The 22,960-nt window shown below is 60.5% G+C and carries 16 protein-coding genes; 4 read left to right on the top strand and 12 right to left on the bottom strand.

What is annotated here, in order from left to right; genetic code table 11:
* Positions 1-26 precede the first annotated feature (26 nt).
* From rseP to rpsB, 8 genes are all read right to left on the bottom strand, one after another.
* Complete coding sequence (gene rseP / locus ACJ8KE_RS21565) at positions 27-1,382, bottom strand: sigma E protease regulator RseP (protein ID WP_028127525.1); 1,356 nt, start codon at positions 1,380-1,382, stop codon at positions 27-29.
* Between the two features lie 27 nt (positions 1,383-1,409).
* Positions 1,410-2,252, bottom strand: coding sequence for a phosphatidate cytidylyltransferase (gene cdsA, locus ACJ8KE_RS21560; RefSeq protein ID WP_004931949.1), 843 nt, complete (start codon positions 2,250-2,252; stop codon positions 1,410-1,412).
* Between the two features lie 9 nt (positions 2,253-2,261).
* On the bottom strand, positions 2,262-3,020 hold the full coding sequence (ispU, locus tag ACJ8KE_RS21555) for a (2E,6E)-farnesyl-diphosphate-specific ditrans,polycis-undecaprenyl-diphosphate synthase (protein ID WP_004931947.1): 759 nt from the start codon (positions 3,018-3,020) through the stop codon (positions 2,262-2,264).
* A gap of 277 nt (positions 3,021-3,297) precedes the next feature.
* Positions 3,298-4,494 (bottom strand): 1-deoxy-D-xylulose-5-phosphate reductoisomerase, encoded by a 1,197-nt coding sequence (ispC, locus tag ACJ8KE_RS21550; protein WP_016929889.1) that lies wholly within the window; start codon positions 4,492-4,494, stop codon positions 3,298-3,300.
* A 157-nt stretch (positions 4,495-4,651) separates the two neighbouring features.
* Positions 4,652-5,209, bottom strand: coding sequence for a ribosome recycling factor (gene frr / locus ACJ8KE_RS21545; protein WP_004931943.1), 558 nt, complete (start codon positions 5,207-5,209; stop codon positions 4,652-4,654).
* 119 nt (positions 5,210-5,328) lie between these two features.
* Entirely contained in the window at positions 5,329-6,054 is a 726-nt protein-coding gene (gene pyrH / locus ACJ8KE_RS21540) for a UMP kinase (RefSeq protein WP_004931940.1), read from the bottom strand.
* Between the two features lie 148 nt (positions 6,055-6,202).
* Positions 6,203-7,054, bottom strand: a complete 852-nt coding sequence (gene tsf, locus ACJ8KE_RS21535) for a translation elongation factor Ts (protein ID WP_016929890.1) — start codon at positions 7,052-7,054, stop codon at positions 6,203-6,205.
* A gap of 129 nt (positions 7,055-7,183) precedes the next feature.
* On the bottom strand, positions 7,184-7,909 hold the full coding sequence (gene rpsB, locus ACJ8KE_RS21530) for a 30S ribosomal protein S2 (RefSeq protein ID WP_016929891.1): 726 nt from the start codon (positions 7,907-7,909) through the stop codon (positions 7,184-7,186).
* A 345-nt stretch (positions 7,910-8,254) separates the two neighbouring features.
* Between rpsB and map the strand changes: the two genes are divergently transcribed.
* The 4 genes from map to ACJ8KE_RS21510 all read left to right on the top strand — a co-directional run bounded on the left by map (position 8,255) and on the right by ACJ8KE_RS21510 (position 13,163).
* Positions 8,255-9,049: a type I methionyl aminopeptidase gene (map, locus tag ACJ8KE_RS21525; protein WP_028127527.1), complete on the top strand. Its 795-nt coding sequence runs from the start codon at positions 8,255-8,257 to the stop codon at positions 9,047-9,049.
* Between the two features lie 73 nt (positions 9,050-9,122).
* Positions 9,123-11,777, top strand: coding sequence for a bifunctional uridylyltransferase/uridylyl-removing protein GlnD (glnD, locus tag ACJ8KE_RS21520; protein WP_028128316.1), 2,655 nt, complete (start codon positions 9,123-9,125; stop codon positions 11,775-11,777).
* Between the two features lie 42 nt (positions 11,778-11,819).
* Positions 11,820-12,644: a 2,3,4,5-tetrahydropyridine-2,6-dicarboxylate N-succinyltransferase gene (gene dapD, locus ACJ8KE_RS21515; protein ID WP_261460366.1), complete on the top strand. Its 825-nt coding sequence runs from the start codon at positions 11,820-11,822 to the stop codon at positions 12,642-12,644.
* Between the two features lie 129 nt (positions 12,645-12,773).
* Complete coding sequence (locus tag ACJ8KE_RS21510; RefSeq protein ID WP_004931929.1) at positions 12,774-13,163, top strand: DUF3461 family protein; 390 nt, start codon at positions 12,774-12,776, stop codon at positions 13,161-13,163.
* A 57-nt stretch (positions 13,164-13,220) separates the two neighbouring features.
* On the opposite strand, the gene ACJ8KE_RS21505 is transcribed toward ACJ8KE_RS21510, so the two are convergent.
* The 4 genes from ACJ8KE_RS21505 to ACJ8KE_RS21490 are packed head-to-tail and all read right to left on the bottom strand — an operon-like array spanning position 13,221 to position 22,911.
* Positions 13,221-13,673: a flavodoxin gene (locus ACJ8KE_RS21505; protein WP_016929894.1), complete on the bottom strand. Its 453-nt coding sequence runs from the start codon at positions 13,671-13,673 to the stop codon at positions 13,221-13,223.
* A gap of 33 nt (positions 13,674-13,706) precedes the next feature.
* A complete protein-coding gene (gene truC / locus ACJ8KE_RS21500) occupies positions 13,707-14,477 on the bottom strand; it encodes a tRNA pseudouridine(65) synthase TruC (RefSeq protein ID WP_079450570.1) in 771 nt (256 codons plus the stop codon).
* A 60-nt stretch (positions 14,478-14,537) separates the two neighbouring features.
* On the bottom strand, positions 14,538-16,886 hold the full coding sequence (gene pbpC, locus ACJ8KE_RS21495) for a penicillin-binding protein 1C (protein ID WP_442517369.1): 2,349 nt from the start codon (positions 16,884-16,886) through the stop codon (positions 14,538-14,540).
* A 49-nt stretch (positions 16,887-16,935) separates the two neighbouring features.
* Complete coding sequence (locus ACJ8KE_RS21490) at positions 16,936-22,911, bottom strand: alpha-2-macroglobulin (RefSeq protein WP_442517368.1); 5,976 nt, start codon at positions 22,909-22,911, stop codon at positions 16,936-16,938.
* Positions 22,912-22,960 lie beyond the last annotated feature (49 nt).

Below are 22,960 nucleotides of genomic sequence, written 5' to 3'. Positions count from 1 at the left end.
GCGTTCTTCCTAACCTATCCCCGCCCCTAGAGGCGGGAAAAATCATTGAAAAGTGCAAGACCCATCAACAACACCAGCACGATCGAACCTATGCGGTAGCTGTAGTCCTGTACTCGCTCGGAAACCGGCCCACCCTTCAGCTTTTCTATCGCCAGGAAGAGGAGATGCCCACCATCTAACACCGGTAATGGGAACAGGTTGATGATACCCAGGTTGACGCTAATCAACGCCAGGAACATCAGATAATACACGAACCCGACTCCGGCTGACGCCCCAGCTCCCTGTGCAATCGAGATCGGGCCACTCAGGTTGTTCAGCTTTACATCACCGGTTATTAATTTGCCCAGCATGTTGACCGTCAGCCGCATCAGCTGCCAGGTCTTGTCGCCGGCCTGATACAGCGCCGGGAACGGTCCATACTGGCGAATCGTTTTATACTCGTCCGGCAGCGGCAGCACTTTTGGAATGATGCCTGCAAACCCCACCGATTTGTCTTTTCCCACCGGCTTTGTATCCGGTATCAGCGTCAAAGACAAGGGGGCGCCGTTTCTTTCAATCTCCAAAGCCAGCGATTGCCCCGGGCCATCGTGGATACGCTTCACCAGCGTCTGCCAACGACCCAACGGCTGACCATCGACTTTAACGATCCTGTCCCCCGCTTGTAAACCCGCCTTTTGCGCCGCCGAGTTAGGCTGCACTTCCGCCAACACGGATTCGATCTGCGGGCCGCGCGGCATAATGCCCAGCGCGACAACGGGATCCTGCTTGTCCGGTTCAAAGTTCCACTGGCGCAAATCCAGGGTTTTGGTCACGACCTGCGAAGAGCCGAACGGCGCGACCCCGACTTCGGTTTGCGCATCGCCGATCTTCGCCACCAGCGCCAGACGAACTGACTCCCAATCAGGCGTTTCGATGCCGTCAACCGACTTTAGTTCCATGCCAGACGAAATTTCAGCCTTGGCGGCGATGGATTGCGGCGCGATTTCGCCGATCACCGGGCGGAAACTCGGCACGCCGATGATGAACACCAGCCAATAGGCAAGGATAGCAAACAGGAAGTTGGCGATGGGGCCGGCACTGATGATGGCCGCGCGCTGCCAGACAGTTTTGTTGTTGAAGGCCTGATGGCGCATTTCCGGCGCCACCGACTCCACGCGCTCGTCCAGCATCTTCACGTAGCCGCCAAGCGGAATCAAAGCGATGACGTACTCGGTGCCCTGGCGATCGGTGCGGCGCCACAGCGCCCGGCCGAAGCCGATGGAGAAACGTTCAACGCGCACGCCGCAACGACGGGCAACCCAAAAGTGTCCGAACTCGTGCACGGTAATCAAAATACCGAGCGCAATCAGAAACGCCACCAGGTTCCAAAGCACGCTGACCATCATCCCTCACTTTCCGTCATTGACGGATTAAAACACCAACAGCATCAGGCAGGCAAACACCGGCACCGCCGCGGTCAGGCTGTCGATACGATCCAGTATGCCGCCGTGACCGGGAATCAAATGACCGCTGTCCTTGATGCCCGCTTCGCGTTTGAACATGCTTTCGGTCAAATCGCCCAGCACCGAAGCCAGCGCGGCGATCACCGAACAGGCCAACAGCGTGGTCGGCACCACGTTCAGCGGCGCGTAGCGGCCGAACAGCCAGGAAATGACCGCCGATGTCAGCAGCCCGCCGATCAACCCTTCCCAGGTTTTACCCGGCGAGACCTTCGGCGCCAGCTTATGCTTGCCGAACAGCTTGCCGAACATATAGGCGCCGGAATCTGCGCCCCACACCAGCAGCATCACGTACAGCAGCCACCAGGCGCCGGTAAACGGGTTTTGCTCATAGCCGAACTGGCGCAGCGCCAGCATGCCCCAAAAAAACGGCACGATGGTCAGCAGGCCGAACAGCAGGCGCAGCGGGCGCGAATTGCGCCAGATGGCGGCCGAGCCGGGGTAAAACAGCACCAGCAGCAGCGCCGCCAGCCACCAGGCCAGCGACAGCCACAGCGAGCCGCTTACCTGCGGCACGGATTGATGGTAGGCGGGAACGCTGAGCATCATCAGCGCCAGCAGAAAACCGCACAGTATCGCCAGCCAGATGCGCTGCGAACGGGAGGTAAAACCGGCCAATTGGCCCCACTCCCAGGCTGCTAACATGCACACGACGAGCGTTACCAGAGCAAAGGCCAGCGGCGGCAACAGGAACAGCGCCGCGATAACGATCGGGATTAAAATCAGAGCAGTTATGAGGCGATACTTCAGCAAAAGTTCTCCCTAGGACGCATCGGCGCCGATAGGTGTTGTTCCCCCGAAGCGGCGCTCACGTTGTGCAAATGCATTCAGCGCACCTTCAAAGACAAGTTCATCGAAATCAGGCCAGAGCACATCAGTAAAGTAAAGTTCAGCATAGGCGATTTGCCACAGCAGGAAGTTACTGATGCGATGCTCGCCACCGGTGCGGATAACCAGATCCACCGGCGCCAGGTCGCTCATGCAAACCCGCTCGCTCAATAATTCCTCGCTGATCTGATCCGGGTGCAGCTCACCGCCCCGTACCTGTTCGGCCAGCTCCCTTACTCCCTGAATGATATCCCAACGGCCGCCATAGTTGGCAGCGATATTGAGCGTCAGGCCATCGTTATTTTCCGTCAGTGCTTCAGAGCGGCGGATCCGCTCCTGCAAACGCGCGCTGAACCGGCTAATATCGCCGATCACCCGCAGCCTGACGTTATGTTTATGCAGGCTTTTTACTTCACTATCCAAAGCGCGGACAAAAAGCTCCATCAGGGCGGAGACTTCCTGCACCGGACGGTTCCAGTTTTCGCTGCTGAAGGCATAAAGCGTGAGTGCATCTAAATGGTGGCTGGCGGCAAAACTGACCGCGCGGCGAACCGATTTCACCCCTGCTTTATGACCGAAGACACGTAACTTGCCCTGACGTTTGGCCCAGCGTCCGTTACCGTCCATGATAATGGCGACATGGCGCGGCCCCGGGGAAGATGGATTAGCCTCTTGTTGGTTTGCGGACGACATAACTCGTACTTATTTCCTCAATAGAAATATAACTGCCTTTCCGGAACATCAGGCCCTTACGCGCAAAAAAAGCCGTGTGCCCGACACGGCTTTCAGCCTGCCCTCGCGATACCCGACGCAGCCGGGTCGCCATTGGCGCACAAGGCGCCAATCGGGCCATAATTCAACGGTATAACCGCTGACAGGTGGCGCAGACTATACCACCTCAGCGGGGCATGAACAAACGGCCCCGCGGCGGCACGCGCGAATTACGAGCAAAATCGGATAATCGCCGTGATCAGCCGCACAGCGCGCGAACGCGTTCCTCGGCGGCGGCGCGCGCCTGGCGGTCAATGTCTAAGACCGCATCGATGCAGGTCGGTTCCTGCAGCGCGAGACGCTCCACCACCTGGCGGTTGACCGCCGCAATGTCGGTAAAGCGGATCTGCTGCTGCAAAAATGCCGCCACGGCGATTTCGTTGGCCGCGTTCAGCGCGGTGGTCGCCGCCTGGCCGGCCTCGAACGCGTCGATCGCCAAATACAGGCAAGGATAACGCTCGCGTTCCGGTTCAGCGAAGGTCAGCGAACCGATGCGGCAGAAGTCCAGCGCTTCCACGCCGGAGTTCACGCGCTGCGGATACGCCATCGCGTGGGCGATCGGCGTGCGCATATCCGGCGTACCCAGCTGCGCCAGCACGCTGCCGTCGGCATAGCGCACCATCGAGTGAATCACCGACTGCGGGTGCAGGATCACTTCCATTTGCTCGGCCGAGGCGTTAAACAGCCAGCGGGCCTCAATGTATTCCAGACCTTTGTTCATCATGGTGGCGGAGTCCACCGAGATCTTGCGGCCCATCGACCAGTTCGGGTGGGCGCAGGCTTGATCCGGCGTCATCGCGGCGAACTGGTCCAGCGGCGTGGTGCGGAACGGACCGCCAGAGCCGGTAAGCACGATGCGCGAAACACCATGACTGTCCAGTGAAGAGTATCCCAACTGGCGCTGAATACTCTCAGGCAAACTCTGAAAAATCGCGTTGTGCTCGCTGTCGAGCGGCAGCAGTTGCGCCTGGCTTTGCCGCACCGCGTCCATAAACAGGCGGCCGCAGGTGACCAGCGACTCTTTGTTGGCCAGCAGCACCTGCTTGCCGGCGCGGATCGCCGCCAGCGTCGGCAACAGCCCCGCAGCGCCGACGATGGCCGCTGTCACTTGATCGACGTCGTCCAAAGCCGCCAGTTCGCAGGCCGCTTGCTCCCCGGCCAATACCTCGGTAGCGACGCCGTTTTCCGCCAGAATGGCGCGCAGCTCGCGGGCGGCGCTTTCATCCGCCATCGCGGCGAAGGCGGGCCGGAATTCGATGCATTGCTGCGCCATGACCGCGACGTTGCGGCCGGCCACCAGCGCTTTGATCGCAAAACGCTCGGGATTCGCCCTGACCACGGCCAGGGTACTGGTCCCTACCGAGCCGGTCGAGCCAAGAATGGTCAGTTGCTTCATGAGTTCACTCTGAATAACTGTCTGATGAGATCGGAGGTGCTCCAGTGTGGAACCTTGGACACCGCTTGTCCATGATCTTTCAGTACGATGAAACGGGATCTGCGCCACAAAAAACAAAGCGCCGCCCAGGCGACGCTTTTTTTCTGCGCGATGCTGATTAGAAATCCATCAGCTCTTTTTCTTTCTCCGCCAGCGCGGCGTCGACCAGCTTGATGTAAGCGTCGGTCATTTTCTGAATCTCGTCTTGTGAGCGACGTTCTTCGTCTTCGCTGATCTCTTTGTCTTTCAGCAGCGCCTTGACCTTGTCGTTGGCGTCGCGACGCACGTTACGCACCGCTACGCGGCCCTGCTCGGCTTCGCCGCGCACGATCTTGATCAGATCCTTACGACGCTCTTCGGTCAGCGGAGGCAGCGGAACGCGAATGTCAGAACCGGCGGAAGACGGGTTGAGGCCCAGATCGGAGCTCATGATCGCTTTCTCAACGGCCTGGCTCAGGCTGCGGTCGAACACGTTGATTTTCAGCGTGCGGGAGTCTTCCACGGTCACGTTGGCCAGTTGACGCAGCGGCGTAGCGGCGCCGTAGTATTCCACCATGATGCCGTCCAGAATGCTTGGCGAAGCGCGGCCGGTACGGATCTTGCTGATTTGGTTTTTGAATGCTTCTACGCTTTTTTCCATGCGTGAATCAGCATCTTTTCTGATTTCATTAGTCACGTTGCAAACCCTTGGAAGCTGGTTACTTGGCAGGCGATACTCAAGTATAGCCCGTAATCGTACTCGAAGAGCGCGCGGCGCCTGGCGTCACGCGCTCCGAAAAAGGGGGGTGAACAGCCTTATTTGCTGATCAGCGTACCTTCGTTCTCCCCCATCACCACGCGGCGCAGTGCGCCTGGCTTGTTCATGTTGAACACGCGGATCGGCAGACCGTGATCGCGGGCCAGCGTAAACGCCGCCAGATCCATCACTTTCAGCTCGCGCTCCAGCACGTCCTGATAGGTTAATTGTTCATACAGCGTCGCATCCGGGTTTTTCACCGGATCGGCGGAGTAGACCCCATCCACTTTGGTGGCTTTCAGCACCACGTCCGCTTCGATCTCGATACCGCGCAGGCAAGCGGCGGAATCGGTGGTGAAGAACGGGTTGCCGGTACCGGCGGAGAAGATCACCACGCGGTTGTTGCGCAGCAGGCTGATCGCCTCTGCCCAGCTGTAATTATCACACACGCCGTTCAGCGGGATCGCCGACATCAGGCGGGCGTTCACATAGGCACGGTGCAGTGCATCACGCATAGCCAGGCCGTTCATCACGGTAGCCAGCATTCCCATGTGGTCGCCCACTACGCGGTTCATGCCGGCTTGCGCCAGGCCCGCGCCGCGGAACAGGTTCCCGCCGCCAATAACTACACCGACCTGAATTCCCAGTTCGACCAGCTCTTTCACTTCCTGAGCCATGCGATCCAAAACGCTGGCGTCGATACCAAAACCTTCTGCACCTTGCAGGGCTTCGCCACTCAGTTTAAGCAGAATACGCTGATATACGGGTTTTGCATTGGTTGCCATGGTGTTCTGTCCTAAGAAGCAGTATTAGTAGTGGGGATTTCAGCCGATGAAACGCGCCTGAGGTGAGTATCACGCTGCAGGGCCTGCCACCGGTGTAATTCTGGCTGGATAGTATGGAACCGCCAGACGGCGGTTCCATCGACAGTCATTAAGACTGTTTGCTCATCGCGGCAACTTCAGCAGCGAAGTCGGTTTCGACTTTCTCGATGCCTTCGCCCACTTCGAAGCGAATGAAGTTGGTCACGTCAGCGTTGTGTTCTTTCAGCACCTGAGCAACGGATTTGCTCGGATCCATAACGAAAGGCTGACCGGTCAGAGAAACTTCGCCGGTGAATTTCTTCATGCGGCCTTCAACCATTTTCTCTGCGATTTCTTTCGGCTTGCCGGACTGCATGGCGATGTCCAGCTGAACCTGGTACTCTTTTTCTACCACTTCAGCAGACACGTCTTCTGGTTTCACGAACTCTGGCTTGCTCGCCGCAACGTGCATTGCGATTTGCTTAACCAGTTCTTCGTCCGCGCCTTTAGCCGCAACCAGAACGCCGATACGCGCGCCGTGCAGGTAGCTGCCCAGCACGTCGCCTTCCAGGGAAGCAACGCGACGAATGTTGATGTTTTCGCCGATTTTTGCCACCAGCGCTACGCGCTCTTCTTCGAACTGTGCTTTCAGCACGTCAACGTCAGTGATTTTGCCAGCCATAGCGGCATCCAGCACTTTGTCGGCGAACGCCTGGAAACCGGCGTCTTTTGCTACGAAGTCAGTCTGGCAGTTAACTTCCAGAATGATGCCGTAGTTGCCTTCGATCTTGGTTTTGATCACGCCGTCAGCAGCCACGTTGCCTGCTTTTTTAGCGGCTTTGATCGCACCGGACTTACGCATGTTTTCGATTGCCAGTTCGATGTCGCCGTTGGATTCAACCAGCGCCTTCTTGCAATCCATCATGCCAGCGCCGGTACGCTCGCGCAGTTCTTTTACCAGGGCAGCGGTAATATCAGCCATTTCTTTTTCCTCGGTTATCTCGCGTGGAGACAGTTCTCATTCAGATAAGCAAAGGGGGCCTTAACAGGCCCCCCTAACCAACATATGTCAATACCTGGTTAATAAGGGCTCAGTGACGAGCTTGCCTTATTATTCAGCTTCTACGAAGCCTTCTTCCGCCTGAACGGCCAGATCTTGAGAACGACCTTCACGCACAGCGGCAGCAACAGCAGTCAGGTACAGGTTTACTGCACGGATTGCGTCGTCGTTACCAGGGATGATGAAGTCAACGCCGTCTGGGTTGGAGTTGGTATCAACGATAGAGAATACCGGGATACCCAGGTTGTTGGCTTCTTTGATCGCGATGTGCTCGTGATCGGCATCGATAACGAACAGTGCGTCTGGCAGACCGCCCATATCTTTGATGCCGCCCAGGGAGTTTTCCAGCTTGGCCAGTTCACGAGTGCGCATCAGCGCTTCTTTCTTGGTCAGCTTGTCCAGGGTGCCGTCTTGAGACTGGATTTCCAGATCTTTCAAACGCTTGATGGACTGACGAACGGTTTTCCAGTTAGTCAGCATGCCACCCAACCAGCGGTGGTTCACGAAGAACTGGTCACAGCTGTTCGCAGCGTCTTTTACCGCTTCGCTTGCTGCGCGTTTGGTACCAACGAACAGGATCTTGCCTTTACGGGAAGAGATCTTGCTCAGTTCAGCCAGAGCGGCGTTGAACATTGGTACGGTCTGCTCCAGGTTGATGATGTGAACCTTGTTACGAGCGCCGAAGATGAAAGGCTTCATTTTCGGGTTCCAGTAACGGGTCTGGTGACCAAAGTGAACACCAGCCTTGAGCATGTCGCGCATGGAAACAGTTGCCATGATTAAACCTCTATAGATTAATTGGGGTTATGCCTCCACGTATCCCATAACGCCGACCCTGGCGGCGACAAGTCACCTCAGGGCACCCCGGCGGATGTGCCGATACGTGTGTGTTATTTACACAAAATGAGTGCAGTTAAAGTATTTTCGGCCGATTCCCGCCAGGTCACAAGAACCAAGTCGCGGATCGCCGGCGCGCTTTATACCATAAACCCGCCGCAGACACCAACTTTTGTTGCGTTTCGCCGGGCGTCAGGAAATGAAATTTGGCAGCCCCCGGCCGGGCTGATACCATAAGTCACTGCTTCTTATTGTCGACGATAACGACACCTGCGGACGAATTTCATGGCAATCTCAATTAAAACACCTGATGACATCCAAAAAATGCGCGTGGCCGGCCGCTTGGCCGCCGAAGTGCTGGAGATCATCGAGCCGCACGTCAAACCTGGCGTGACCACCGGCGAACTGGACCGTATCTGTCACGAGTACATCACCAACGAGCAGCAGGCCATCTCCGCCTGCCTCGGCTACCACGGCTTCCCGAAATCCGTGTGCATCTCGGTGAACGAAGTGGTGTGCCACGGCATCCCGAGCGATGACAAAACGCTGAAAGACGGCGACATCGTCAACATCGACGTGACCGTGATTAAAGACGGTTTCCACGGCGACACCTCGAAGATGTTCATCGTCGGCAAACCGACCATTCTGGGCGAGCGCCTGTGCCGCGTCACTCAGGAAAGCCTGTATCTGGCGCTGAAGATGGTCAAACCGGGCATCCGTCTGCGCACCCTGGGCAAGGCCATCCAGCAGTTCGTCGAGGCCGAGAAATTCTCCGTGGTGCGCGAGTACTGCGGCCACGGCATCGGCGAAGTGTTCCACGAAGAGCCGCAGGTGCTGCACTATGACGCGGACGACGGCGGCGTGGTGCTGCAGCCGGGCATGGCCTTCACCATCGAACCGATGGTCAACGCCGGCGACTACCGTATCCGCACCATGAAAGACGGCTGGACGGTAAAAACCAAAGATCGCAGCTTGTCGGCGCAGTATGAGCATACTATTGTGGTCACTGATAACGGCTGCGAGATAATGACGTTGCGCAAGGATGACACCATCCCCAACATCATTACGCACGAGATGTAAGCACTGCGGCGCACGCCGCGTGCAGAATGTCACCAGGCCGGCTTATGCCGGCCTTTTTTATGGGCTGCGCACTATGTCTGACAATCTCCTTCAACCGGCCGTGCCGATGCCGCCCGCCTCTCCCAGCGTCTACGGCGACGACGAACTCACCTGCCCGCTGCTGAAACAGCGGCTGGAGCAGTTCCAGCTGTGGCTGGCGGCGGCGTTCGACGCCGGCTCCAGCGCCGAAAGCCTGGTGGCGGCGCGCAGCGACTTCATCGATCGCCTGCTGCGCCGGCTGTGGACCTTCTACGGTTTCGAGGATATCCCGGAAACCGCGCTGGTGGCGGTCGGCGGTTATGGTCGCGGCGAGCTGCATCCGCTGTCGGATATCGACGTGCTGGTGCTCAGCCAGCGCCGGCTGACGGAGCAACAGTCGCAGCGGGTCGGCGAGTTCATCACCCTGCTGTGGGATCTCAAGCTGGAAGTGGGCCACAGCGTGCGCACCCTGGAAGAGTGCCTGCTGGAAGGGCTGGCGGATCTGACCGTGGCCACCAACCTGATCGAATCGCGCATGATTTGCGGCGACGTCGCGCTGTTCCTGCAGATGCAAAAGCATATCTTCAGCGACGGCTTTTGGCCCTCGCCGCAGTTCTTCCACGCCAAGATCAGCGAGCAGCAGGAGCGTCATCAGCGCTACCACGGCACCAGCTATAACCTGGAACCGGATATCAAAAGCAGCCCCGGTGGCCTGCGTGACATCCACACGCTGCTGTGGGTGGCGCGCCGCCACTTCGGCGCCACCTCGCTGGACGAAATGGTCGGTTTCGGTTTCCTCACCCAGGCCGAGCGCAACGAGCTGAACGAATGCCAGAGCTTCCTGTGGCGCATCCGCTTTGCGCTGCATCTGGTGCTGCCGCGTTACGACAACCGTCTGCTGTTCGATCGTCAACTCAGCGTGGCGCAGCTGCTGCGCTATGAAGGCGAAGGCAACGAGCCGGTCGAGCGCATGATGAAAGACTTCTACCGCATGACGCGCCGCGTCGGCGAGCTGAACCACATGCTGCTGCAGCTGTTCGACGAAGCCATCCTGGCGCTGGACGCCACCGAAAAGCCGCGTCCGCTGAACGACGATTTCCAGCTGCGTGGCGATCTGATCGATCTGCGTGACGAAACGCTGTTTATCCGCGAGCCGCAAGCCATCATGCGCATGTTCTACCTGATGGTGCGCAACCGCGAGATCAAGGGCATTTACTCCACCACCGTGCGCCAGCTGCGCCACGCGCGCCGCCACCTGAAACAGCCGCTGTGCACCATCCCGGAAGCGCGCGATCTGTTTATGGCCATCCTGCGTCACCCCGGCGCGGTGTCGCGCGCGCTGGTGCCGATGCACCGTCACAGCGTGCTGTGGGCCTATATGCCGCAGTGGGGCAAGATCGTCGGGCAGATGCAGTTCGATCTGTTCCACGCCTATACCGTCGACGAACACACTATCCGCGTGCTGCAGAAGCTGGAGAGCTTCGCCGATGCGCAAACCCGGCCGCGCCATCCGCTGTGCGTGGAGCTGTATCCGCGCTTGCCGCACCCGGAACTGCTGCTGCTGGCGGCCTTGTTCCACGATATCGCCAAAGGGCGCGGCGGCGATCACTCGATCCTCGGCGCGGAAGACGTGGTGGAGTTCGCCGAACTGCACGGCCTCAACTCGCGAGAAACCCAGCTGGTGGCCTGGCTGGTGCGCTGCCACCTGCTGATGTCGGTCACCGCGCAGCGCCGCGATATCCAGGATCCGACGGTGATCCAGCAGTTCAGCAGCGAAGTGCAGAGCGAAACCCGCCTGCGCTATCTGGTGTGCCTGACGGTGGCGGATATCTGCGCCACCAACGAAACCCTGTGGAACAGCTGGAAGCAGAGCCTGTTGCGCGAGCTGTATTTCGCCACCGAAAAACAGCTGCGCCGCGGCATGCAAAACAGCCCGGATCTGCGCGAACGCGTGCGCCACCATCGCCTGCAGGCGCTGGCGCTGCTGCGCATGGACAACATCGACGAAGAGGCGCTGCACCGCATCTGGAGCCGCTGCCGCGCCGATTACTTCCTGCGCCACTCGCCGAATCAGCTGGCCTGGCACGCCCGCCACCTGCTGGCCCACGACTCCACCCAGCCGCTGGTGCTAGTCAGCCGCCAGGCGACGCGCGGCGGCACCGAGATCTTCATCTGGAGCCCGGATCGCCCTTACCTGTTCGCCGCCGTCGCCGGAGAGATGGATCGCCGCAACCTGAGCGTGCACGACGCCCAGATCTTCACCAACCGCGACGGTATGGCGATGGACACCTTTATCGTGCTGGAGCCGGACGGCAGCCCGCTGGCGCAGGATCGCCACGCGGCGATCCGCCAGGCGCTGCTGCAGGCCATCACCCAGCGGGAGTACCAGCCGCCGCGCGTGCGCCGCCCCTCTTCCAAGCTGCGCCACTTCAGCGTGCCGACCGAGGTCACTTTCCTGCCGACCCACACCGATCGCCGCAGCTACCTGGAGCTGACCGCGCTCGACCAACCCGGCCTGCTGGCGCGGGTGGGCGAAGTGTTCGCCGATCTGGGGCTGTCGCTGCACGGCGCGCGCATTTCCACCATCGGCGAGCGGGTCGAGGATTTGTTTATCCTGGCCGACGGCGAGCGGCGCGCGCTCGACCAAGAAACGCGCAGAAAGTTGGAGCAACGGTTGACAGAGGCCCTCACCCCAAACGATAAAATGTGATACAAGTAACTTTTTACCGACAACATCAGGAAAGAGAACAGCATGCAGCAATTACAGAACGTTATTGAAAGCGCCTTCGAACGCCGTGCGGACATCACTCCGGCGAACGTAGACACCGTAACGCGCGAAGCGGTAAACCAGGTGATCGGCCTGTTGGACAGCGGCGCCCTGCGCGTTGCCGAGAAGATCGACGGTCAATGGGTCACCCACCAGTGGCTGAAGAAAGCCGTGCTGCTCTCTTTCCGCATCAACGACAACAAGATGATGGACGGCGCGGAAACCCGCTACTACGACAAAGTGCCGATGAAATTCGCCGACTACGACGAAGCGCGCTTCCAGAAGGAAGGTTTCCGCGTCGTGCCGCCGGCCACCGTGCGCCAGGGCGCGTTCATCGCTCGCAACACCGTGCTGATGCCGTCTTACGTTAACATCGGCGCCTACGTCGACGAAGGCACCATGGTCGACACCTGGGCCACCGTCGGTTCTTGCGCGCAGATCGGCAAAAACGTTCACCTGTCCGGCGGCGTCGGTATCGGCGGCGTGCTGGAGCCACTGCAGGCCAACCCGACCATCATCGAAGACAACTGCTTCATCGGCGCGCGCTCCGAAGTGGTGGAAGGCGTGATCGTGGAAGAAGGCTCGGTGATTTCGATGGGCGTCTACCTCGGCCAGAGCACCCGTATCTATGACCGCGAGACCGGCGAAATCCATTACGGCCGCGTGCCGGCGGGTTCGGTGGTGGTTTCCGGCAACCTGCCGTCGAAAGACGGTTCTTACAGCCTGTACTGCGCGGTGATCGTCAAGAAAGTCGACGCCAAAACCCGCGGTAAAGTCGGCATTAATGAGTTATTGCGCACTATCGACTAAATTGAAATAGCGGGTGATTCACCCGCTATTTTTTTGTCTGCGTTTCGCTGGCAGTCACAGTCGCAGATCTCGCTTTCCGCCATAATTGCAGTCGTGGAATATAACGATCACATCTAAAGAGGGCGCAGTATGTACGATAACTTGAAGAGTTTGGGCATCAATCAACCGGAAGACGTCGATCGCTATAGCCTGCGTCAAGAGGCCAACAACGACATCCTCAAGATCTATTTCCGCAAGGACAAAGGCGAGTTCTTCGCCAAGAGCGTGAAGTTCAAGTACCCGCGCCAGCGTAAAACCGTGGTGGCGGACAACGCCGGCCAGGGCTACAAGGAAATTCACGAGATCAACCCGAACCTGCGTTACGTGATCGACGAGCTGGATCAGCTGTGCCAGCGCGATCAGGTGGAAGTGGATCTGAAGCGTAAAATCCTCGACGACCTGCGCCATCTCGAAGGCGTGGTGTCGCACAAGATTGCCGAGATCGAAGCCGATCTGGAAAAACTCACCCGCGGCAAATAATGCGGATCGGTTAACCCGCATCATCGTTAAGGCGCCCTTTTGCGGCGCCTTTTTACGTTATGACTGCAGCAGCGTGCCCCACTGCTCGACCCACGGGCAGGCGGCCACTTCCGGCTCCGGCTGTTCCATCGCATCGATCTCCAGCACTTCGCCAACGCGGGTGGCGCCCTGCTCCTGCAGCAGCGCGTCGAACGCGCGCCCGGCGCCGCAGAAGTTGTCATAGCTGCTGTCGCCGAGGGCGATCAGCCCATAGCGCAGCTCCGGCTGATAGCCAACCTGATCGCGGATAGCGTGGAACAGCGGCGCGATGCTGTCCGGCAGATCGCCCTGCCCGGTGGTGGAGGTGATCACCAGCGCGTAGTGCTGACGATAATACTGCCAGGCCTCCAGCGTGCCCTCTTCGAACAGTTTGACCTCATGGCCCTGCTCGCTGAGGATGTTTTGCGCCTCTTCCGCCACCAGCAGCGAATTGCCGTAGACCGTTCCCACGAAGATACCAACCTGAGCCATGGCTCCTACTCCCTTCATTACCTTTAAAAATTGTCAGCTATCCTGACCGTTAGCCGCGCTAAACTCAACCCCGGCAAGTTCAGGGAATATCCCCGCCCAGCCGAACTGCGCCATCACCCCTTGCCAGGCTTCGTCCCAGCGCGCCGTTACCTGCAGCGGCTCGCCGGTCACCGGGTGCGTCAGTTGCAGGTGGCTGGCGTGCAGCATCAGGCGCGGGCAGCCGAAATGCTGCGCCATCCCGCGGTTCTGCCGCAGATCGCCGTGCTTGCTGTCGCCGATGATCGGATGGCGAAGATGCGCCATGTGGCGCCGCAGTTGGTGCTTGCGGCCGGTTTCCGGCTGCAGTTCCACCAGACTGTACCGCGCGCTGTCGTAGCGGCCGATGGCCACCGGCATCTCTACCTGCGCCAACGGCCGGTAGTGCGTCACCGCCGGCTGCGGCCCCTTGTCGGCATCGGCATGTTTATCGGCGATTTTATCCAGCTCAGCCGTCAGCGGGTAGTCGAGGGTCGCCTCCTCCTGCACGTAACCGCGCACCACCGCATGATAGGTTTTCTGCACCTGGTGCTGCTCGAACTGCTGCGACAGCAGGCGCGCCACCTCACTGGAGAGCGCCATCAGCAATACGCCGGACGTCGGGCGATCGAGACGGTGCACGGTAAAGACATGCTGCCCGAGCTGATCGCGCACCGTCTGCATCATAAAGCGAGTTTCATGACGGTCCAGCCAACTGCGGTGCACCAACCAGCCCGACGGTTTGTTCACCGCCACCAGGTGTTCATCCTGATACAAAATCTCAATCACATCGCGTTCCCAGGTCAATAGCCGTTTCGGGCGCGAGTATAACAGGCATGAGACGCAACGCTAGTTCACCCATTCGATGGTCACCAGGCGCGTATCGGCGCGGCCGCGATCGTCCACCGCCCGAATGCGGTAGCGCCCATTGTTGATCGGCCGCCAGTCGATCGGTTTTTTACTGGCGCTGCTGCCGAGATAGATATCGTCGACGAACCAGTACACCGTCTTGCTGTCGGCGTCCGTCACCGCATTGAAGGCGATTTTGTCCCGCCCCTGCTGCGACTGGCGCAGGGTATAAGTGGTGTTTTTCAACGGCGAGGTGATGCGCGGCGCGTTGCCGCCGACGGTGATGCCGTTGTCCTTGCAGCGATTGACCGGCGGCGCCCTCTTCGGCAGCCCGGCCTGGGCGAACACGTTGGCCAAATCGGAAGGCCAGAATTCAAAAATTTCGGTGCGGGTCTGCGCCGCATCATACGGCGGGCAAACGACCTCGCCGCTGTGAATATCCAGCACCACCGGCCGGTAGACGCTGTCTACCTTGATCGGCGACTTGCCGGGAATGAACCAGGTCTTGCCCTTTTGCTGGCACCACGGCGTCGGCAGATCGCCGCTGGCGAGACAAATGTCTACCCGCCGCAGCCGTTGGGGGAACGGATGTTTCGGCTCCCGCAGGGCGGGATAGCTGGCGTTGACGCTGTCGATGATATTGAAAAACAGCGGCGCGGCCGCCTCGGCGCCGACCAACGCATTGTTGCCGCGCCCGTCGAAATTGCCTTCCCACACCACCAGCACGTAAGGACCGAAAATCCCGACGCTCCAGGCGTCGCGAAAGCCCCAGGAGGTGCCGGTCTTCCAGTACACCGGCAGCGACGAAGAACGTTGCGCCAGCGTATCGCCCGGCCGCCGGTGCTGGCGCAGCATGTCCAGCGTGATGAAACTGGCCTCCTCGCTCAGCAGCCGCACCGGCGTCGATTCGGCCTGGTTCAACTGCATGCGAAGCGGCCGTAGCTCACCGCGATTCGCCAGCAGCGCATACAGCTTCGCCAATTCCTGCGCCGTTACCTCGCCGCCGCCCAATACCAGCGACAGCCCGTAGTGGCTCTCATTGGCCATATTGGCGACGCCGGTCAGGCGTAAGAACTGATAAAAAGTCGGCTGGCGCAGCTGCGAGGCGACATATACCGCCGGAATATTGCGGCTGAAATTTAGCGCGTCGGTGGCGGTCACCGGGCCGAGGAAGCGCCGGTCGAAATTTTCCGGCGCATAGGCGCCGAACGACGAAGGCACGTCTTTCAGGATGGTCATCGGATGCAGCACGCCCTGCTCCATGCCCAGCGCGTAGATGAACGGCTTCAGCGTCGATCCCGGCGAACGCTTGGCGTTGGTGCCGTTCACCTGCCCCTGAATCGGACGGCTGTAATAGTCCGCCGAGCCCACCAGCGCGCGCACCCCCATATCGCGGCTGTCCACCAGCAGCACCGCGGCGTTTTGAATGCCGCGGCTGCGGTTGCGGGCGATAAAGGCGTTAACCTGCCGCTCGACCAGCCGCTGCAACCCGGCGTCCAGCGTAGTGTCGACGCGAGTGTCGCGCTGCACCAGTTGCTGCGTCTGCAGGCGCAGCTGTTCGATAAAGTGCGGCGCAATATAGGGCACTTGCTCAGGCTGCCGCAGCGCCAGCGGCAGGCGGAACAGCGTTTGCTGGCTGGCGTCAGTCGGGTAAACCTGTTGCCAGCGCAGGAACAGACGGTTGCGCGCCTGCGTCAATGCGGCGCCGAGCACGCCGGTTTTCGGCTCCAGACGGTAGCTGGGCGACTGCGGCAACACCGCCAGCGTCAGCGCCTCCGGCAGGGTCAACGCCTTCGGCGACTTGGCGAAATAGATCAGGCTGGCGGCGCCGATGCTTTCGATATTGCGGCCGTAGGGCGCGTAATTCAGGTAGGCTTCCAGGATATCACGCTTGGAGTAACTCAATTCCAGCTGCACCGCGCGCAGCACCTGCAGCAGCTTGCCGCCTGGCGTGCGGGTATTGAGATGCCAGCGCATCCGCGCCAGCTGCATGCTGATGGTCGATCCGCCCTGCATTTTGCCGCCGGCGACATAGCTGCGCCAGAAGCCGCGCATCAGGCTGACGGGGTTAAATCCGGGGTTGTAGTAGAACCAGCGATCTTCGTGCAGCAGCAGCCCGCGCACCGCCAGTGGCGACACCTGTTCCAGCGGGGTCCACAATCGGTAGCGATCGTCGTTGGCCAGCGTGATGCGCAACAGCGCGCCGTGCCTGTCGTAATAAACGGAAGACTGCGGCAGCCCCTGCCACAGGGGCGGATGCGGCCACAGCCGAATCGCGGCCAACAGCAGCGCCAGTAAAAACGCCGCCATCAAGCCGTTTTGCAGCACGCGCCCGGTCAGGATCTTCATACGTTCTCAGCATTCCGGCGCCAGACGCTGGCCTGGCACCGGATATGGCCTAGTCGTTGCCCGCCGGCACCACCACCAGCTTGCCGCCGCCGGCCGACATGGCCTGCACTTCACGGTCATACATGGCTTCGCCGTAGGCCGGTGGAACAATAAAGCTGCCGGTATTGGTGGCCTTGATCTGATAAACAAACTCCTGCACCTCGGTGCCGGCGCTGCCGTAGATAATCACCCGATCTTCGCGGATATCGCTGTAGTCCGGCGCCCAGGTGGAGCCGGAGGCGGCCAGCGGCGACTGCCAGCCGCCGCGATCGTCGCTCTCCTCGCCGGCGTCGGCCGGCTCCGGCGGCGTCTGCTGCACCACTTCGAACCCGCCCGGCAGCAGATCGACGATCGCCAGGTTGCTCTGCCCCTCTTTCGAGTTGGCGCGCACCTTCAGATGGACATTGATTTTCTGCCCCAGCGTCACCTGCGTCACCGGCTTGCCCTGTTCGTCGGTGTAATCGCGGACGATCTCAATCCCGCGCGACAGCGCTTTTTGCGGCGCATTCAGGTCGTAACCGGCCTGCGTCACCACATACCAGGCCGGCGCGCTGCCGCCGTTGGTGAAGCGCACCGCAGTGGCGTCAGCGTTAAATTGCCCCTGAACGAACAGCCCTTGCAGCTCGCTGATGCGCTGCGGCTCGCCGCCGGCTTTGCCCACCTGCGCGATGCCCAATGCATCCGCATTGGCGGACTGCGTCGCCACCTGGGCCGAGTAGCTTTCCAACGCCAGAATGCTCATCGCGGAAGAGTAGGTGGTGTAGCGCTCTTCTTTCAACGCCTTGACCATATTCTCCAGCACCTGCGGCGGGATCGACGCCACCTTCTCCGGGAAGTGGCGGGTAATCAGATACAGCCGCGTCGCATCCTGCACCAGCGGATCGAAATAGTTCTGCGTCCACCAGGCGCTGTCATACGCCTTGCTCAGTTGCTGCCAGCTCGGTTGCAGCAGCGCGGCGGCTTCGTCGTCCATCTTCAACAGGCGATAGGAAGAGGCCAGATAGAGCGCGCTCAGATCGGTTTTCCACTCTTCGCCATAGCGTTTTTGCAGCGTATCCTGCACCGCCGCCAGCGAGTTGGTGGTCACTTCGCCCTGCAGCGTCAGCAGGTAAACCGCCCAGCTGCGCAGGCGCAGCAGATACAGATCGTCGAAACCGCTGGCCGCCAGCTCGCGCAACGCGCCGTTGGCTTCATCCAGCATGCCTTCCGGCAGGGCGTAGCCCGCCGCTTTGGCTTCGAGCAGATATTGCACCACATAAGGCGTGACGAAAGGATCGGCATCCGGCGATGAACGCCAGGCGCCGATCGCCCCGCTGTCGTTCTGACGGGCGCGCAGCACGCCCAGCAGATTGCGCAACTGCTTGCTGACTTCCGCCTGGCTCAGGCTGCTTTTCATCTCCGGATGACGGCTCTGCAGCATCAGCGGAATGGAGCGGCTGACGATCTGCTCGGAACAGTAATACGGGTAATCCGCCAGGTATTGCGCCAGCCCGCTGGTCAGCACCAGCGGCGAATTCGACACCGCCGCCCGGCGCTGCGCGAAAGCGTCGAACATCTGGCGCAGGCCATCGACGTTCTGGCTGCCGCCGCTCATGCGCCCCATCACCGACTGGGTGCGGTACGGCGCCGCCGGCCGCACCGAGGTGCTGACAGTGCGGCGGCTGGCCTGGTCGCCGTAACGGGCGTCGAACACCAGCGGCGCATCGCCCAGCACGGCTTTGGCGCGCAGACGGAAGGTGATCACGCCTTCGCGTTTTGCCGCCAGCGTCAGGCTTTGCGTCGCGTTGCCCACCACCTCCAACTGCGGCGGCGGCGTCAACAGGACGTTGATGGCCACCGACTGGCCGTTCAGCCCTTCGAGGTTGTTGCTGACGCCCACGCTGACGTCGAACTCGTCGCCCGGCGCCACCATCGCCGGCACGTTCGGCGTCATGATGAAGCTGTCGCGTACCGTGGCGGCGGTTTGCGCCTTGCCGATTTTCTCCGGCGTCACCGAAATCGCCATGACGCGGATCTTGCCGTTGAAGTAATCCGGCACCGGATAGACGAACTGTTTCTCGCCGCTGACCTCGGTAATGCCGGACCAATAGGCCACCGGCTTATCGCGCTTGCGCTTGAACGGGTTGAGGTTGAGATCCAGCCCTTCGCCCGCATCACCGCCCGGCGCCGCAGTCAGCGCCATCAGCTTGCTGAACTCCGGCAGGATCAGATCGAGGATCTGCGAGCTGCTCACGTTCAGTTCGCGCTTGCTGAAGAAGAACTCCAGCGGATCCTTCAGACGGTAACGCGCCACCTGCAGAATGCCCTCATCGACGGCGAACAGCGCCACCTGCTGCGGCGCATCGGTCTTGACCGTCATCGTCAGGTTTTCACCCGGCTTGATGACCTCCGGCGCCGTCACCTCGAGGCTGTTTTGGCGCGCCTTGGTGCTGATCTTGAACGGCATCACGCCGTAGCTCAGCGGACTCATGAAGATCTCGCTGGAGTTGATGTCGCGCACGAACTGCACGTTGATGTAGCCGTTGCCCTCCATGCCGGCCGGCACGCGGATCGTCTGCACCGAGCTGGTGGTGTCGGTGTGGAACCACTGCCAGGCGTAAACCTTGTCCTTTTCAATGGTGATCAAGCCACTGCCGGTATAAGGCGCGTTGATCGCCACCTCGATCTCCTCACCGGGCTGGTATTCCGCCTGGTTGAGTTTCAGCTTCAGTTCGGCGTTGCGATCCAGCGAACGGCTCAGGTTGGCGTTGCCGGCCACGCTGTAGGCGACGCGGTTGAGCGTCTTGCCCTGCGCATCTTCAATCACCAGCACGAAGTCGCCCGGCTTATCGGTCGCCAGCCGCAGATCCGCGCCCTGCTCGCCCAGCGCCAGCGGCTGTTCCGACAACTGCACTTCCTTCATCTTCGACTGGTATTTGTAAACGCCCGAATCCTGTTTGGTTAGCACCGAAATGTATTTCTGCTCGATCAACACCTGCTTCAGGTTCGGCATGGCGATCTGTTTCAGGGCCGGATCGATGGCGATCACGTTCAGATGCCGCTCCGCGTCGCGGTTGATGTAGCCCAGATCGCCGTCCGCCTTCACGCCGATCAGGTAATCGTAAGGGGAAACCAGCGTGCGGGCGGTAGCCGCCACCGAACGCCCGCCGCCGGCGACGAACGCCTCCGACAACAATTGCAGCTGATAGGTGGCGTCGGCGTAGGATTTCAGATCGAGCGGAATATCGGCCGCGCCGTGCTCATCGGTGGTGCGATCTTCCAGCTCGGTCTCGAACCCGTCGCTGTTTTGTCGGTTTTCATAGAACGCATAATCCGGGAAACGATCGAAGCTCGGATACATAGGACGCAGCGTCAGCCTGGTGGTCACGCGGCGATCCTGCGCCGGGGTGCCGAACAGGTTCTGCACATCGATGCTGGCCTTCAGCTCAGACGGTTTGACCCAGCCTTGCTGGCGGTCCGGCGTCAACGCCAGTTTCACTTTCAGCTGATCCGGTTCGAACTCCTTCACATTGACTGCGGTATGGCCGAGCAGCGTGGAGGTGTCGTTGTTTTTGCCGATCAGATACAGATAGACGTTCCACTCGCCGGTCGGTGAGTTTTCATCGGTGGTATAGCTCAGCTCGTTGAAACCGCTGGCGCCCAGCGTCAGCGGCACGGTGGACATCAGCTTGTCGCGCGGATCGCGGATTTCGGCGCGCACCGGCACGCCGGCCAGACCAACGCCCCAGTCGGCGGCGCGGGTGATCAGGCCAATATTGAAAGTATCCCCCGGCCGATAAACGCCGCGATCGGAGAACAGGTAGCTGCTGAGCGTGCGCGGATCGGTCGGCGTTTGTTCACCGGCGACGTCGAAGCGCGAGAAGTCCAGCCCGCGATCGTTATAGCTGCCGGTCGGCAGGAAGGAGACATCCCCCTCTTTTTCCACCAGGAACATCACCGGCTGGCGCTCGTTGGTGTACACATCCAGCGCCGGGAAACGCACGTGGCCATCGGCGCCGGTGGTTTGGCTGAGCAGCGTCACGCCGTTTTTGGCCACCACCGACACGGTGGCGCCGCTGACCGGCGCGCCGCTTTGAATCGACTGCACAAAGACGTCGCGCGTCTTGTCCTGCGAGCTCTTGGCGACGATGCCCAGATCGGTCACCACCACAAAGCGCGAATCGCCGACGTCGGACTGCTCTTCCCCTTCGCTCTCATCCTGTTCCTGATCCTGCTCGGCGCCCGCCTCTTCCGCCGCCGGTTTTCGGTTCGGCTGCCATTCAGACAGCGTCAGCAGGAACACCCCGCGATGGGAACTGGCGTTGGTGGAGAGATAGCGGGAGAGATCGATGCCCTGATAGTTCACTTCCCCCGGCCGCTCGTTGTTGAGCGCCGTCTGGTATTTGAAATGCTCGGTGAAATATTCGTCGTTGAGCCGGTTGAATTCCGTGGACGAGTATTCCCGGCTTTTGAAGGAGACGATGTGCTGCAGCTGGCTCGGGATCACCCGCTTGATGTCCAGCCGCAGGCCCGCCACGTTGCGCGCCGCCACGCTGATCTGCTTGTCGCCGTTGACCGACAGCAGCGAGCCCTGCGACATGAACTGCAGCGATTTCGGGAACTCCGGCACTTCGACCACGCGGTAAACCTTCTTCGGCATTTTGTAACCGCCGGCGGAAACCAGCTGGTTATCGATCTCGAGCAGCACAAAGCGGTGCGCCGGGGCGTCGAAACGGAAGCTGAACTGCGGTTGGTAGGCCTCTTCCGCCTCGTTAAGCGCCAACGGCAGTGCCGTCGCCTGCGCCAGCACGTTTTTACCGACGCTGTCGACCGTCCATTGATAGAAATCTTCAGCATCGTTGGCAGCCTCGGCATCGCTCGGATCGTGCTGCGGCAGCAGCCAGGCTTTCGCGGCCCGCGCCAGCTCTTTATCCTTCACCGCATCGCTGAAACCGACCACCAGCGCACGCTGCCCTTGGCCGGCGTCGGTGTCCACCACCTGGGCGCTGGCGTCGCTCAGCGCCAGGCTGTACAGCGTCGGTACCTTGACCCAGTTGCTTTTCGCCTCTTCGACCGCGTTGCCGGCCGCCGTCGATTTAACGCCCTTGCCGACGGTCAGATGTACCGCGCCGCCCTGATCCAGCGCCTGCAGCGGCTCGGAATGCACCCAGGAGTTCAGTTTTTTCTCGTCATAGACCAGAGAGAAATTCAGCTTTTTCTCGGAGGACGTGCTGCCTTCCTTCAATCCCAGCGAAATCTGTTTTTCAAAGCTGGCGACATCGACCGGCGCGTTGAACTGCAGATTGAAAATCGCGCTGCGTTTCTGCGCATTTTGCGGATCGCGGTAATACTCGGCCTGCCCCAGACGGTAATCGAACGCGGGCACGGTGAAGGCATAGCGGGTTTTGGCGAGCTTGACCTGCGGCGCCAGCAAGGTGGCGGGCTCAAGGGTCACATCATATTTCGCGCCCATCGGCAGCGGTTTTTTCGGCGTGAACACCAGCGTTGATTCATTACTCCACGCCCACTGCCCTTCCGCCGTCGGTTTGAGGGTGATGCCGGCGCTCACGGTTTTGCCCGCCGCGGTTATCGGCGCAGCCGAGCCGCTGAAGGTCAGGCTCACCGTTTGCGGCGCCTGCCGGGCGGCGGTGTAGTCTATCGGCTCGGGGTTGGCCACCTCGGCGTTGATCTCCTGAACCACCATCGGCGCCGGTTCAATCGGTTGGGGCCGGTTTTGCCACCAGTGCCAACCGTAAAATGCGCCGCCCGCAGCGCCTGCCAACAGCAGCAGGCCCAGACCGATCGCTTTCGGGTGTTTATCCACGCCGCTTTCCAGCCGCAAAAAACCGCGCGGCAGCGCAGCCCACCAGGCCGGCGCGCGCCAGCTGAGGTTGCCGACCAGCGGTCTCAGCAACCGCCCCAACAGCGACAACGCCCCGCCCAGCAGGCGACAAACGCCCTTAACCAGGGTAAAAGGCAAACGCAGGATAAACCTTAATAAATCCATTATTGCAGCACCTCATCATCCTAATGCAGCCCCCGGTCAACCGCTGCGG

It is taken from the genome of Serratia sp. CY56464 (genome assembly GCF_052168435.1).
Lineage (GTDB): Bacteria > Pseudomonadota > Gammaproteobacteria > Enterobacterales > Enterobacteriaceae > Serratia > Serratia marcescens.
This window is presented reverse-complemented; position numbering and strand designations above follow the sequence as displayed.